We start from the raw sequence: 12,778 nt of genomic DNA, 5'->3' as shown, positions 1-12,778 counted from the left end.
TTTCACTAAATATTTAAAAAAATATAGTGGCTTAAATTCCATTTTTACTTCATAATTTAAAACTAAAATTTATTATGAAAATAAAATTACTTTTTGCTTTGTTTTTTATTACATCGTTAATTAAAGCACAAGTTTATGTAAGCCAAACCGCCACAGGAAGCAATAATGGTACAAGCTGGGCAAATGCTTATACAGATTTACAGTTAGCTCTAAATTCTGCAAATAATGGAGATGATATATGGATAGCTTCAGGAGTTTATTCCCCTGGAAATCAAAGATCAAATTCTTTTACAATGAATGTTCCTAATGTTACACTTTATGGTGGATTTAATGGTACAGAAAATATAATTACTCAAAGAAATACCAATACTAATCAAACCATTTTAGATGGAGATGTAAATGGAGATGATACTGGTGTTGCTTATTTTGGTGTTAATAGAACTGATAATAACATTCATGTAATATTTGTTACTGCAAATAACTGTTCAATAGATGGTTTGGTTATTAGAAATGGACATGCAAATGATACAGCTAGTGCAGCTAAACAAGAAGGTGCTGGAATTTATATTGATGCTAATAACTTTTCAATTAATGATTGTGTTATAGAAAAAAACGTAGTAACTCGTTTAGGAGCTGTACAAATGATCGATCAATCAGGTACGTTAAATATTACCAATACTGTTTTTAGAGAGAATTTTGGTAATTCATACCCTGTTTTATATACAAGGGCTTTGGCAGGAAATACACTTAATGTTACTATAACCAACTGTGTAATTAATGATAATAAGGTTGAAGGAGTAAATAGTGTAAATAATTTTGGCCTTTTTTGGTTCAGACAAGATACTAATGGTGTTACAAACACAAAAATTATCAATACCACTGTTGTTAATAATTCAAATCTAACTTCAACAAGTACTCCTACTTTAGTATCGGGGTCCCAATCAGGAACAGGAAGTGTAAAAATAGAAGTTTATAATTCTATTTTCTATAATAATAAAGGTAGTAATGGTGATATAGCTGATTCTGTTGGAAATGGAACTACAATGAGCAGTGCAACTAGTTACCAAATTGAAAGCTCAATATCTGAAGATAATTTTTCAACAATAACTCATAATGGAACTTCACGTATTAATTACAATAATACAAATACAGACCCACTGTTTACTAATACAACAGATTTTACTTTACAACCAAATTCAATAGCAGTAAATAATGGTGACAATTCTAAAGTACCATCTGATCTAATTATAGATATAAAAGGTAATAATCGCATACAATCTACAAGAGTAGATATTGGTGCTTTTGAATCTTCATATACCACTTCTAATCCACCGTTTAATGTAATTTATGTAGATAAAAATGCAACATCTGGATCCAATGATGGCTCAACTTGGATTAATGCATATACTAATTTGCAAACAGCATTAAATAATACAGATAGTTCTAAACAAATTTGGGTTTCTAGTGGTAATTATAAACCCAGTTTAGGTGGTGGTGGTAGATTTAATACATTTTCAATAGATACAGATTATACAAAACTATATGGTGGTTTTAATGGAACAGAAAGTAGAATTGAAGAACGTGATTTAAGTACAAATATCACATTAATAGATGGTGATGTATCTGGAGATGATACAGGTGTAGATTATAGTGGTGTTAACCGAACAGATAATAGTTACAAACTATTTACAATTAATACTTACAACGTTTCAATAGATGGTTTTACAATTGCAAACGGAGACACTGCAAGTGAAGGGAGTGCTATTTATGTAAATCCATCAAATTTTAGTACTCTTATAGATATAAAATTAAAGAATATTATTTTTGAAAATCATGTTTTAGTAAGAGGCGGTGTTGTAACAGTTATTGATAAACTAGGTAACGTTTCTATTGAGAACTGTGTGTTTCGTAACAACTTAGCCCATTTTGGTACTGTTCTTTATTTTAGAGCTTATCAAAGTTCTAGCAATGATTTATTTACAAAAATAGATAATTGCGTTTTTGAAAATAATATTAATCGCACACTTAGTGGTACTGGTTCTTATGGAATCATGTGGTTTAGACAAGATTCTTCTGCAGATCAAGATGTAACAATTAGTAATAGTACATTTGTAGAAAATCAACTTAACTCAACAAGTAGCATAACAGAACCTCTAATATATACTGCAGCTAGAACTAAAGTTAGGGTTTATAATAGTATCTTTTGGGATAATGTAAACGTAGATAAAAATACTGTTCAATCTCTTGGTGGTAGCGGTTCTTTAGAGGTTAAAAACTCATTGTCATCAGATATATTCTCTAATATTAGTAATAGTTCAAAAATACTTAGTTCAGATCCATTATTTACAGATCAATCAAATGGTAATTTTACTCTTCAGTCAAATTCTCCTGCTATAGATTATGGAGCTTATGAATACGTAACATCTACAGAAGATATTTCTGGTAACAGTCGTATTCAAGGCGCAGCAGTTGATTTGGGTGCTTATGAATCAATAGATACATCTCCAATATGCAACATAAGTATACCTGACATTAATTTAAAAGCAAGTTTAATTGCTGATACAACTGTAAATACAAATGGTGATACTGAAATATCCTGTGCTGAAGCAAATGCTTTTACTGGTGGTTTATATGTTGATTCTGAAAACATTAATGATGCAACAGGTATACAAGCTTTTGAAAACTTGACTATTTTATCGATAGGAAATAATTCATTAATGAATTTAAATCTATCTGCTAATAAAGCTTTACAAGAATTGTATTGCTATAATAACTCTTTAACAAGTTTAAATCTATCTGCTAATACTGCTTTAAAAAGGATAAACGTCTCTCAAAATATTATAACAAATTTAGATCTTTCTAATAATATAGTTTTGGGTAAAATAGATGTTGCCTATAATCAACTAACAAGCTTAAATATTGCTAACGGAAATAACAGTAATATGTATTGGTATGATTTTGATGCAAAAAACAACCCAAATCTTTTATGTATACAAGTGGATGATGTAACATATAGTACAAATAATTTTTCACAAATAGACGCTATTGCTAGTTTTAGTACCAATTGTAACTCTACAGCAAGTATTATTGATAATGAGTTAAATAGTAGCATAAATGTATATCCAAACCCTGTAGTAGACTTATTAACAATAAATTTAACTTTAGGGAAGAAATTAAGTAAAGTTCAAGTATTTAATCTCCTTGGTAAAAAAATAATGGAATTCACCAATAAAACATTAGATCTAAAAGCGATTTCATCAGGTATTTATTTATTAAAAATAGAAAGTTCAAAAGGGGAGATAGCTGTAAGGAAAATAATGAAAAAGTAACTTTAAATAAAAAGCTCAAACTTTTAAGTTTGAGCTTTTTTGTATTTACAAGCAGTTTTATTTTCCAAATAAACCACCTAACATTCCAGCAATTCCTCCGCCAGATTGTTTTTTATCACCTCCTAAAAACATTCCTGCAACATCATCAACAATACTTCCATCACCATCAGAATCTAACATTTGCTCTAAGAAATTTTGTTCTTTAGTTACAGCACCAGAATTACTAGCACCACCTAACATACCACCAATTAAATCGGTTAAACCACCAGCGTTATTTACTCCGTTTTGTTTAGATTGTTTACCTAAAACTCCCATTAATAATGGGGCTGCAATTTTCAAAATATTTCCAACAGAACCAGCATCTACACCAGCTTTTTGACTAATTACTTGCTCAACACCTTGTTGTTTATTACCTAAAATATGGCCTAAAATACCTGCACCATCTTTTTTTACATTATCATCTACACCACCATTAAACAATCCACCAAGGTTATCTAAAATGCTTCCATCATGTTTACCAGACAAAGCTCCCATTAAACCTTCTGCTCCTTCAGGAGAAGAAGAATTTCTTTCCATAGCCTTCATTAAAACTGGTAACGCCATCGTTAAAACATTACTTGTTTTACCTGTATCATTTCCAGTAGAACCAGCTACACCTGATATAATTTGTTTTCCTAAATCACTTCCTAATAAATCTAAAATTCCTGCCATTTTTTGTTTTTAATTAATTAATATATTAAGTTCTTCACTTTTACGACACAATATACAAAGAAAGTCACTTACACATTTAATATTTTATTTATCTTTATTTTTTTAAAAATTAAACTTTACATGAAAAAACTAGCTTTACATTGGAAAATTTTAATTGGGATGGTATTAGGAATCGTTTTTGGTTTCATAATGAATTCCTTAGATGGTGGTAAAAGTTTTGTTACCGATTGGGTAAAACCATTTGGAACTATCTTCATCAATTTATTAAAATTAATAGCTGTACCATTAATATTAGCATCTTTAATTAAGGGAATTTCTGATTTAAAAGATATTTCTAAAATTAAAAAAATGGGTTTTAGAACTATGGTTATCTATATGATGACAACTTTAGTCGCGATTATTATTGGTTTAGGAATTGTAAATGTAGTAAAACCTGGTGCAGGAATGTCTGTAGATACCATTGAAAAAATTAAAATTAAATATGAGGGTTCATCTGGCGTTGTAGATAAATTAAGTAAAGCTAATGCACAAAATGATGCCGGTCCATTACAAGCTTTGGTTGATATTTTTCCGAGTAATATTTTTACAGCCTTAGGTGATGCAAGTATGCTACAAATTATCTTTTTTGCATTATTTGTTGGTATTTCATTATTATTAATACCTGAGAAAAAAGCAAAACCATTAATGGATTTCTTTGATTCTTTAAATGAAGTTGTCATGAAAATGGTAGACTTAATTATGCTATTTGCTCCTTATGCGGTTTTTGCATTATTAGCAAATGTTATTATTGCTTTTGATGATACAGAAATACTTCTAAAATTATTAGTATACGCTCTTTGTGTTGTTGGTGGTTTGTTGCTAATGATTGTATTCTACCTAATTTTGGTTAGTATTTATACCAAAAAATCGCCATTATGGTTTTTAAAACAAATTAGCCCTGCTCAGCTGTTAGCCTTTTCTACAAGTTCTAGTGCTGCAACTTTGCCAGTAACAATGGAAAGAGTAGAGGAACATTTAGGGGTAGATAAAGAAGTTTCTGGATTTGTTTTACCAGTAGGAGCAACCATTAACATGGATGGAACAAGTTTATATCAGGCAATTGCTGCAGTTTTTATAATGCAAGTTGTTTGGCCTGAGGGTTTAACATTTTCAAATCAATTAATAATTGTTGGTACTGCTTTATTGGCCTCAATTGGTTCAGCTGCGGTGCCAAGTGCAGGAATGGTAATGTTAGTAATTGTTTTAGAAGCAATTGGTTTTCCTGCCGAGTTACTACCAATTGGATTAGCATTAATTTTTGCGGTGGATAGGCCTTTAGATATGTGTAGAACTACAGTAAATGTTACTGGAGACGCTACCGTATCTATGTTAGTTGCAAAATCTTTAGGGAAATTAAAAGATCCTAAACCTAAAGAATGGGATGATAATTATGACGCTGTAAAGTAAATTTTAATAATGCTTTTTAAAAACTCAACACCTTTAGTTTCTGTAAATTGGCTATATAATAATTTAACTAATAAAAAACTAGTTATTTTAGATGCAACGATACCTAAAGTTACTGGTGACAAATTGATTAAAACCAAAGAAAAAGAGCAAATAAAAGGAGCTATTTTTTTTGATATTAAAAATGTGTTTTCCAACAAAACTCAGCCATTCCCAAACACCGTTTTATCTGCAGAAGAATTTGAAAAAAAAGCACAAAATTTAGGCATCCAAAAAAATAGTTTTATTGTTGTTTATGATGATTTAGGTATCTATTCATCGCCAAGAGTTTGGTGGTTATTTCAATTAATGGGTTTTAATAATGTAGTGGTTTTAGATGGAGGTTTTCCTGAATGGAAATCAAAAGAATATCCAACAGAAAAACCACAGAAAAGAGAAATTAAACAAGGATACTTTAAAACAAATTATCAAACCTTAAAAATAAAGTTTTTAGATGATGTTTTGTTGTCAATTAATAATGATAAATACCTAATTGTTGATGCTCGTTCTAAAGGACGCTTTTATGCAACTGATCCTGAACCAAGAGCTGATGTAAAAAGTGGTCATATACCCAATTCTATCAATTTGCCGCATTCTGAAATTATTAGTCACGGAAAACTAAAATCAAAAGTAGAATTAAAAGAAATCTTTAATCAAATAAACCCTAACAATAAAGAGCTTATTTTTTCTTGTGGCTCAGGAATTACAGCATCCGTTTTAGCTTTAGGAGCAGAAATTGCTGAAATTAAAAATTATGCTGTTTATGATGGTTCTTGGACGGAATGGGGTAGTACAGAAAATTTACCAATAGAAATATAATGATGATTACAAATTGGACTAAAATTGAATTTGAAACCTATGTTTTGTTGTATGCAGCACATTGCAATCATATAGAAACTGAAGAGGAGCAAAATTATATTCTGTCTAAATTAGATGAAAAAATTTATAATAAAATTCATACAGAAAAAGTTTTAGACAATGATTCTAAAAGTCTTCATAAAATTCAAAGCTATTTAATTGATAACAACTACTCATATCAAGATAAAGAACTATTATTAAAAAAAGTAAAAGAAATATTTTTTGCTGATGGCTCTGTTGATATTTTAGAAAAAAAAGTATTTACTGTTTTAAAAAAGATATTAAGTTAATTTTTTTAAGTATTAAAAAGCAATTAATAATTAATGTAACTGTTTTTTATTGGGTATCGTCGTTTATTTCAATCCAATATCCATTTGGATCTTGAAAGTAAATCTGTCTAATACCATCTTTTCGTGTGTAAACTTTGTTTGGTTTATCAAGCCAATCAGAGTAATCAATTTTTAATTCTGTTAAATTTCTAATAAAGGAATCTAGATTAGGTGTAGTTAAAGCAAAATGAACGGCTTTATTAATTTTTATTTCTGAATTAGGTCGAGGTATAAGGTGTAGTTGTTTTCCTTCATTAAGTGATAACCATCTTGTTTTAGATTCCGAAGCGGTATTTTTAATTTCTTTAAGTTGAAGTACTTTTTGATAAAACTCAACAGATTTGTTAACGTCTTGTACAGAAAGAGCAATATGATTTAATGAAAAATGAAGCATTATTATGTTGTATTGAATAGTTAATTATAGATGTTAAATATTTTATTAACAGTTATTTAGCTAATTAAAGCACATAAATTTACATAATAGTTTAGATTAATTACTAAGTCAAATTTACAATTTTAGAGCTTATATTCTTTTTCTTAAACCTAAAACTTTATAGTTTTTTATTACCATAACAAGTATAGATGTGTTGTTAATCTATCCAATTATTTAAAAATTCTAAAAACCCTATTTTAGAGAAGCGTTCATCTCCGGATGATATAAAAACCTTTTCTTGAGCATCATAATTAATAGAAATACTTTTAGACTTTTGTTCATATATTCTTAATGGTCGAGCAATTCCGATCGTTAAACTTTCGAATGTTTCTATATACTTTATTAAATGTTCAAATAAAGATTTATCATACCCTTTAATGTCAAAAATATAATGATTGGATTTGTAAGTATATTTAATAACAATAAAATATTCTACTAATTTTTGTTTTATGGATCTTAGAGTAATATTCCATTTGTTTTCATTTAAGAAACGATAATTATAAGGCAGTTTTTTTAACTTTTTTTTACTGATATTAGTATCTGGATATTCAATATATAATTTATTTAATTCCTTATAACTAGATTCTATTCTGTAATCTAGAGCTTTCTCTATTTGTTGAGTTATTGGTGAATCTTTTTTTACGGTATTTATGTAAGTATAATCTTTAAAAATTTCTTTTTGATAATATTCCGGATTGTATAAATAACTCTTATTTTCTAAATCTATTTCTAAAAGCGATAATGAAATCAAATTCTTTCCAATATCTTCTAAAGAATGATTATGAAGTGGGTGATCTATAATTTCATTTTTATCATATTTAAACCAATTTTCTTCTTTTAAATAGCGTGCTTCATTTTTTCTACCATCAAATAATGAATTTTCAATAAATCGGTCAGAAATAAGTTTAATTGAGTTTTTATTGGTTATTACACAGCCTTTAGTACAGGTGTTTGTAATAATATAGATAGAATAAAAAGCTTTATCTGTTTTAGTAGCAAATAATAAATCAGAATTACGTTTAAGGTATAAAAAGTTAAATTCTTTAGCTTCTAAAAAGTCGGAGAAACTTATTAAATCATTAGCATTGGGGTTTTCTATATAAAAACTAGTTTTACTATCGTATTTGAAGTCTAAAATCGTTTGGTTTATTTCTTTATTTGAAAGAAAATAAAAATCCTTTTCTACAATATAATTACTAGAGCGCTTGTATATGTTTATTTTAGGGTTCATTTTAATTACTTACAACATTTTCATAGTATTTATTAATAGTAGATTTATATTTACTTATTTTCTTTTGAATACTAATATACATAATTAAACACAATATCGGTTTGGATTAAAAACCAAACCGATATTATTTTTATACTTTGTTGTATGTATTATTTCTGACTTAAAAATTGAATTTTCCATTACTATTTTTATGTTCTGCAGTTGGTGCAATTGTTTCCATTACATCCCAATGCTCAATAATTTTACCTTTTTTAACTCTAAAAAGATCATAAAACGAAGTGTGTTTTTCAGCGAATTTCCCTTCGCTTACTGAAAGTACAAAATTACCTTCTCCTAAAACAATATGATTCTTTTCATAAATCATAGTAATTCGATTTTTAGCCATTTCTTGAAGAGCTTTTCCTAAACCAGAAAGTCCATCTCCAATCATTGAATTGTGTTGAATGTAAGTGTCACCATCAAAATAATTTCCCATTTTATCAAAATTACCATTTATTAATTCAGTGTTAACAAAATCTTTAATTAACTCTTTGTTTTGGTCGGTCTTATCAAAATCTGATAAAGTTGTACTACCATCAGTTTGAGTTCTATTGCTTGGATTTACAGGTGTTATTTCAGATAAGTTATCCCAGTGCTCAACTATTTGTCCATTTTCATATCTAAAAATATCAAAACCAACTTTAGGTCCGAAAAAATCATATATAGTGTGAGAAAATGTGTAATCACCATCTTGAAATAAACGAATTACTTTAGCTTTAAAACCACCTTTTGGTGCATTTTGTAATACAGCACCAAAACCTTCTAATCCATCAGCAACCCCTAAATTATGTTGCTTGTATTTATTGGGGTTTATAAAGCTAATTGTTGATTTATCGCCTGTTTCAAGACTTTTTAATAAAGCTGAAGATTTTTCTTTGTTTGTTAATTTTTTTTTAGATTCCATTTTTTTTACATTTTTTGTTTTAGATTCTTTTTGCTGAGTCCCACAAGAGGCAATTAAAATTACTACTGAAACTATTATCGCTAGTTTTTTCATTTTTTTTTTGATTTTTATTTCATACAAAGATGAAACAACTCTTAATTAAATAAAAGGTTGAAAAAAGGATAAAAATGGTTAAAATGAAACCATAACAATTAAAAAATTGATTTTAAGAATAATTTTGGGGTTAAATCTGTATGTTTTTTAAAGTATTTTGAAAAATTTGTTGGATCATCAAAACCTAATTTATATGACAATTCAGAGATTTTTAAATTTGAATTAATTAAATTTCTTTTAGCTTGAAGAATTATAAAATCGTCAATTACATTTTTTGCAGTTTTATTTACTAAATGTTTACAAATTATATTCAAATGTTTATATGTAATATTTAATTCAGTTGCATAAAAATTTGCACTTCTACTTTTAGAAAAATGTTTTTCAATTAATGAAGTAAAATTTTGGAATATTTTAATTTTAGAGGTTTCCTTGATATAAAAAGTTTGACTTTGTTTTATGCTTTCTACTTTTGAAACAAGAATTATAAATAAAGATTCAATTATTGCTTTTTGATTAAATGATTTTAAATTTTTAAATTCTTTTTGTAATAAATTAAAATAAATTTTAAAATCAGAGTGATTAGGAATTTGTAGAATAGGAGAAAACAATTGTGGATTAAATAATCTGAAAATAAAATCTTTAGGTAAATTAGAAAAGCAATTCACAAAATATTCTTCAGTAAATATGATACAAAAACCATTTAAGTTTTTTGAAAAATCAAAAGCATTTACTTGTTCTTTTGTAAGATATATTAAACTATTTTTTTTGATAGAAAACCATTTAAAATCTACAAAATGTCTTCCAGTACCTTCGGTAAAAAATATCAAATTATAAAATTTTAATTGATGAGGAGATTCTGGATTGTGATTGTATTTCTTTTTATGTTGTTTTATTTTTTCTATAGGAAGAATTTCAAATCCAAAATTTTCTGGTATGGTGGAATTAAATTGAATATGTGGTATTTCCTTTTTCATATTACCTAGATAATGTTAAGGTGTGCGATTTTTTAATCATATATTTTTCTTTAAGAAAATTAATTATTTATGATATTCATCAAAAGTACCATCTGTGTAAAAGGCAACAATACGTTGTATTTTTTTTCCACCTTGATAATTTGAGGTAGCAGAAGATGGAGTAGAGGAGGGCATATTTTCTTTTACTTTTGGAAAACTACCAGTTCCATTTAACAACCAATAAATATCTACATCTTTAAAAGTGGATGTTATTTTTAAGATAAAATCCAAGCTTGGTTTGTTTCTTCCGGACAAAATATGAGAAATACTTGAACGTTGAACGTTGATTTTTTCAGCTAATAAAGAGGCTGATAATTCATGATAATCCATGATTTTTTTTAGTCTATTTGTAAATTCTGCTATGTTTATCATTGTAACCTTATAATATGACACAAATGTAAATCAATATAAAATATTTACAAAACACATTATCAAGTTAATGCGAAAGTTCAATATTTAACATAAATTAAAACTTTAGTTAAGAAGAATTAATATGCTGATTTTAATTATTTTAAATATAAGATTTAATAATCAAAAGTATTTTACTAGTAATATTTATATTAAGTTTTTTAAGAAAAGATGTTTTGTTTACAAAAGTGAAAAAATGAAACTAACTTGGAGTTTACATTTGTAACATTAGTTCAGTTTACATTTGTAACACTTAATTTGTGTCACTATGTTTAATAATGTAATTTTGCTTTTTTAAGAACAATAATTATTTATGAAAACTTTATCTAAACAGTTTGTAAAACAAATTTTTAATACCCAAAAAGAAACTTCTCTTTTTGGAAAATGGATAACGTTTCATAAAATAGAATCCCTTTTTTCTAAACATGAAAATCAATTTGAAATAATTCAAATAGGTACATCTGAAGAAGAAAGACCAATTATGCAATTAAAAATAGGGTCCGGAAAAAAGAGAATATTGTTATGGTCACAAATGCATGGTAATGAAAGTACAGGTACAAAGGCACTTTTTGATTTATTTAATTGCTTTTCAAATAGTACTGAAAATGAATTTAAAGTTATTTTAAAAGAATGCACTTTGGTTTTTATACCAATGTTAAACCCTGATGGTTCACAAGTATACACAAGGGTAAATGCAAATAATATTGATTTAAATAGAGATGCGGTTGAAAGAGTAGCTAAAGAAAGTAAGCTTTTAAGAAAAATTTTAGAAGAGTTTAACCCACAATTTTGTTTTAACCTACATGATCAAAGAACTATTTTTGGAGTAGAAGGTACTAAAAACACTGCAACAATATCATTTTTAGCACCTTCTGAAGAAGTTACAAGAGCAATTACAAAAGGTAGAATTGAAACTATGAATGTGATTGTAGCAATGAATTTGCTATTACAAAAAATGATTCCTAACTATATTGGCAGGTATACAGATGAATTTTACCCAACAGCTACTGGCGATAATTTTCAAAAGTTAGGATATAACACAATTTTAATTGAGTCTGGACATTATCCTGATGATTATCAACGAGAAATTTCTAGGGAATATACTTTTTATTCTATACTTCAAGGTATTTACCATATAGCAACAGAAAAAGATTTTAGTGATTATAAAGCATATTTTTCAATACCTAATAATGATAAAATATTTTACGATATAATTCATAGATATTCAAATTCTGAACATGATACCGCTTATCAATATAAAGATGAAATTAAGGATGAAAAGTTAGTTTCAAAATTAGAGAAAATAGATGAAAAAGTAACAAAATCTAAAATTGGACTCCACGAAATCGTTTTCGATAGGTAATTTTTTTTTAGTTTTCTCACTTTATGTCGATATTATTTAAATTAAATTCATAAATTTGCAGTATTAATTGAATAATACATAAAATATGAAAAAGTTCATCTTAGACGAAATTGACCATCAAATTCTTGACATCTTAATTGAGAACGCTAGAACTCCTTTTACAGACATTGCAAAACAACTTTTAGTTTCGGCAGGAACAATACATGTTCGTGTTAAAAAAATGGAAGATGAAGGAATTATTGAAGGGTCAACTTTAACATTGAACTATGAAAAAATGGGCTATTCCTTTATAGCGCATGTAGGTGTTTTTTTAGAAAAAACCTCAATGACACAAGCTGTAATTGAAAACTTAAGAGGTATTTCAAATGTAACTGTAGCCTATGTTACAGCTGGAAAATATAATATTTTTTGCAAAGTAAGAGCTAAAGGCACCAATGATGCTAAAGATATTATTTACGCAATTGATGATATTCCTGGTGTTAACAGAACAGAAACCATGATTGCTTTAGAAGAAAGTATTAATGATAAGAAAAGAATGATGCATGCAATTTTTAAAGACATGTAAATTAACTTCAACCTTATTTA

The 12,778-nt window shown here is 27.4% G+C and carries 12 protein-coding genes; 6 read left to right on the top strand and 6 right to left on the bottom strand.

All coding sequences use genetic code 11. The features are described 5' to 3' along the window. Positions 1–74: 74 nt before the first annotated feature. A complete protein-coding gene (locus Q0733_RS00125) occupies positions 75–3,329 on the top strand; it encodes a choice-of-anchor Q domain-containing protein (RefSeq protein WP_298777478.1) in 3,255 nt (1,084 codons plus the stop codon). A 57-nt stretch (positions 3,330–3,386) separates the two neighbouring features. Here Q0733_RS00125 and Q0733_RS00120 read toward each other — a convergent pair whose 3' ends face one another. Further along, on the bottom strand, positions 3,387–4,040 hold the full coding sequence (locus Q0733_RS00120; RefSeq protein WP_298777476.1) for a DUF937 domain-containing protein: 654 nt from the start codon (positions 4,038–4,040) through the stop codon (positions 3,387–3,389). Between the two features lie 120 nt (positions 4,041–4,160). Between Q0733_RS00120 and Q0733_RS00115 the strand changes: the two genes are divergently transcribed. The 3 genes from Q0733_RS00115 to Q0733_RS00105 are packed head-to-tail and all read left to right on the top strand — an operon-like array spanning position 4,161 to position 6,670. After that, entirely contained in the window at positions 4,161–5,486 is a 1,326-nt protein-coding gene (locus Q0733_RS00115; RefSeq protein ID WP_298777474.1) for a dicarboxylate/amino acid:cation symporter, read from the top strand. A gap of 9 nt (positions 5,487–5,495) precedes the next feature. Continuing rightward, positions 5,496–6,341, top strand: coding sequence for a sulfurtransferase (locus tag Q0733_RS00110; protein WP_298777472.1), 846 nt, complete (start codon positions 5,496–5,498; stop codon positions 6,339–6,341). Beyond that, positions 6,341–6,670 carry a hypothetical protein gene (locus tag Q0733_RS00105; protein WP_298777470.1) on the top strand — a complete coding sequence of 110 codons (330 nt, stop codon included), beginning with the start codon at positions 6,341–6,343 and terminating at the stop codon, positions 6,668–6,670. The genes Q0733_RS00110 and Q0733_RS00105 overlap by 1 nt, the downstream gene beginning before the upstream one ends. Positions 6,671–6,716: 46 nt before the next feature. Here Q0733_RS00105 and Q0733_RS00100 read toward each other — a convergent pair whose 3' ends face one another. From Q0733_RS00100 to Q0733_RS00080, 5 genes are all read right to left on the bottom strand, one after another. Next, the gene (locus tag Q0733_RS00100; RefSeq protein ID WP_298777468.1) at positions 6,717–7,103 is read right to left on the bottom strand and encodes a VOC family protein; all 387 of its coding nucleotides are present in this window, start codon (positions 7,101–7,103) and stop codon (positions 6,717–6,719) included. 196 nt (positions 7,104–7,299) lie between these two features. Continuing rightward, complete coding sequence (locus Q0733_RS00095; protein WP_298777466.1) at positions 7,300–8,373, bottom strand: hypothetical protein; 1,074 nt, start codon at positions 8,371–8,373, stop codon at positions 7,300–7,302. Between the two features lie 160 nt (positions 8,374–8,533). Beyond that, entirely contained in the window at positions 8,534–9,409 is an 876-nt protein-coding gene (locus Q0733_RS00090) for a hypothetical protein (RefSeq protein ID WP_298777464.1), read from the bottom strand. A 98-nt stretch (positions 9,410–9,507) separates the two neighbouring features. Further along, positions 9,508–10,383, bottom strand: a complete 876-nt coding sequence (locus Q0733_RS00085) for an AraC family transcriptional regulator (RefSeq protein WP_298777462.1) — start codon at positions 10,381–10,383, stop codon at positions 9,508–9,510. 63 nt (positions 10,384–10,446) lie between these two features. Then, positions 10,447–10,794 (bottom strand): helix-turn-helix domain-containing protein, encoded by a 348-nt coding sequence (locus Q0733_RS00080; protein WP_298777460.1) that lies wholly within the window; start codon positions 10,792–10,794, stop codon positions 10,447–10,449. A 349-nt stretch (positions 10,795–11,143) separates the two neighbouring features. On the opposite strand from Q0733_RS00080, the gene Q0733_RS00075 reads away from it, so the two are divergent. Together Q0733_RS00075 and Q0733_RS00070 are read left to right on the top strand one after the other, a co-directional pair. Next, positions 11,144–12,193 (top strand): M14 family zinc carboxypeptidase, encoded by a 1,050-nt coding sequence (locus Q0733_RS00075; RefSeq protein ID WP_298777458.1) that lies wholly within the window; start codon positions 11,144–11,146, stop codon positions 12,191–12,193. Between the two features lie 85 nt (positions 12,194–12,278). Then, on the top strand, positions 12,279–12,758 hold the full coding sequence (locus tag Q0733_RS00070) for a winged helix-turn-helix transcriptional regulator (protein WP_298777456.1): 480 nt from the start codon (positions 12,279–12,281) through the stop codon (positions 12,756–12,758). The last annotated feature ends 20 nt before the right edge of the window (positions 12,759–12,778 follow it).

The sequence above is a fragment of the uncultured Polaribacter sp. genome, assembly GCF_947500975.1.
Lineage (GTDB): Bacteria > Bacteroidota > Bacteroidia > Flavobacteriales > Flavobacteriaceae > Polaribacter.
This window is presented reverse-complemented; position numbering and strand designations above follow the sequence as displayed.

Coding starts and splice junctions, on each gene's coding strand:
- Q0733_RS00120 (WP_298777476.1), bottom strand. CDS start 4,040: ATGGCAGGAATTTTAGATTTATTAGGAAGTGATTTAGGAAAACAAATT.
- Q0733_RS00105 (WP_298777470.1), top strand. CDS start 6,341: ATGATGATTACAAATTGGACTAAAATTGAATTTGAAACCTATGTTTTG.
- Q0733_RS00085 (WP_298777462.1), bottom strand. CDS start 10,383: ATGAAAAAGGAAATACCACATATTCAATTTAATTCCACCATACCAGAA.
- Q0733_RS00115 (WP_298777474.1), top strand. CDS start 4,161: ATGAAAAAACTAGCTTTACATTGGAAAATTTTAATTGGGATGGTATTA.
- Q0733_RS00080 (WP_298777460.1), bottom strand. CDS start 10,794: ATGATAAACATAGCAGAATTTACAAATAGACTAAAAAAAATCATGGAT.
- Q0733_RS00110 (WP_298777472.1), top strand. CDS start 5,496: ATGCTTTTTAAAAACTCAACACCTTTAGTTTCTGTAAATTGGCTATAT.
- Q0733_RS00095 (WP_298777466.1), bottom strand. CDS start 8,373: ATGAACCCTAAAATAAACATATACAAGCGCTCTAGTAATTATATTGTA.
- Q0733_RS00100 (WP_298777468.1), bottom strand. CDS start 7,103: ATGCTTCATTTTTCATTAAATCATATTGCTCTTTCTGTACAAGACGTT.
- Q0733_RS00125 (WP_298777478.1), top strand. CDS start 75: ATGAAAATAAAATTACTTTTTGCTTTGTTTTTTATTACATCGTTAATT.
- Q0733_RS00090 (WP_298777464.1), bottom strand. CDS start 9,409: ATGAAAAAACTAGCGATAATAGTTTCAGTAGTAATTTTAATTGCCTCT.
- Q0733_RS00075 (WP_298777458.1), top strand. CDS start 11,144: ATGAAAACTTTATCTAAACAGTTTGTAAAACAAATTTTTAATACCCAA.
- Q0733_RS00070 (WP_298777456.1), top strand. CDS start 12,279: ATGAAAAAGTTCATCTTAGACGAAATTGACCATCAAATTCTTGACATC.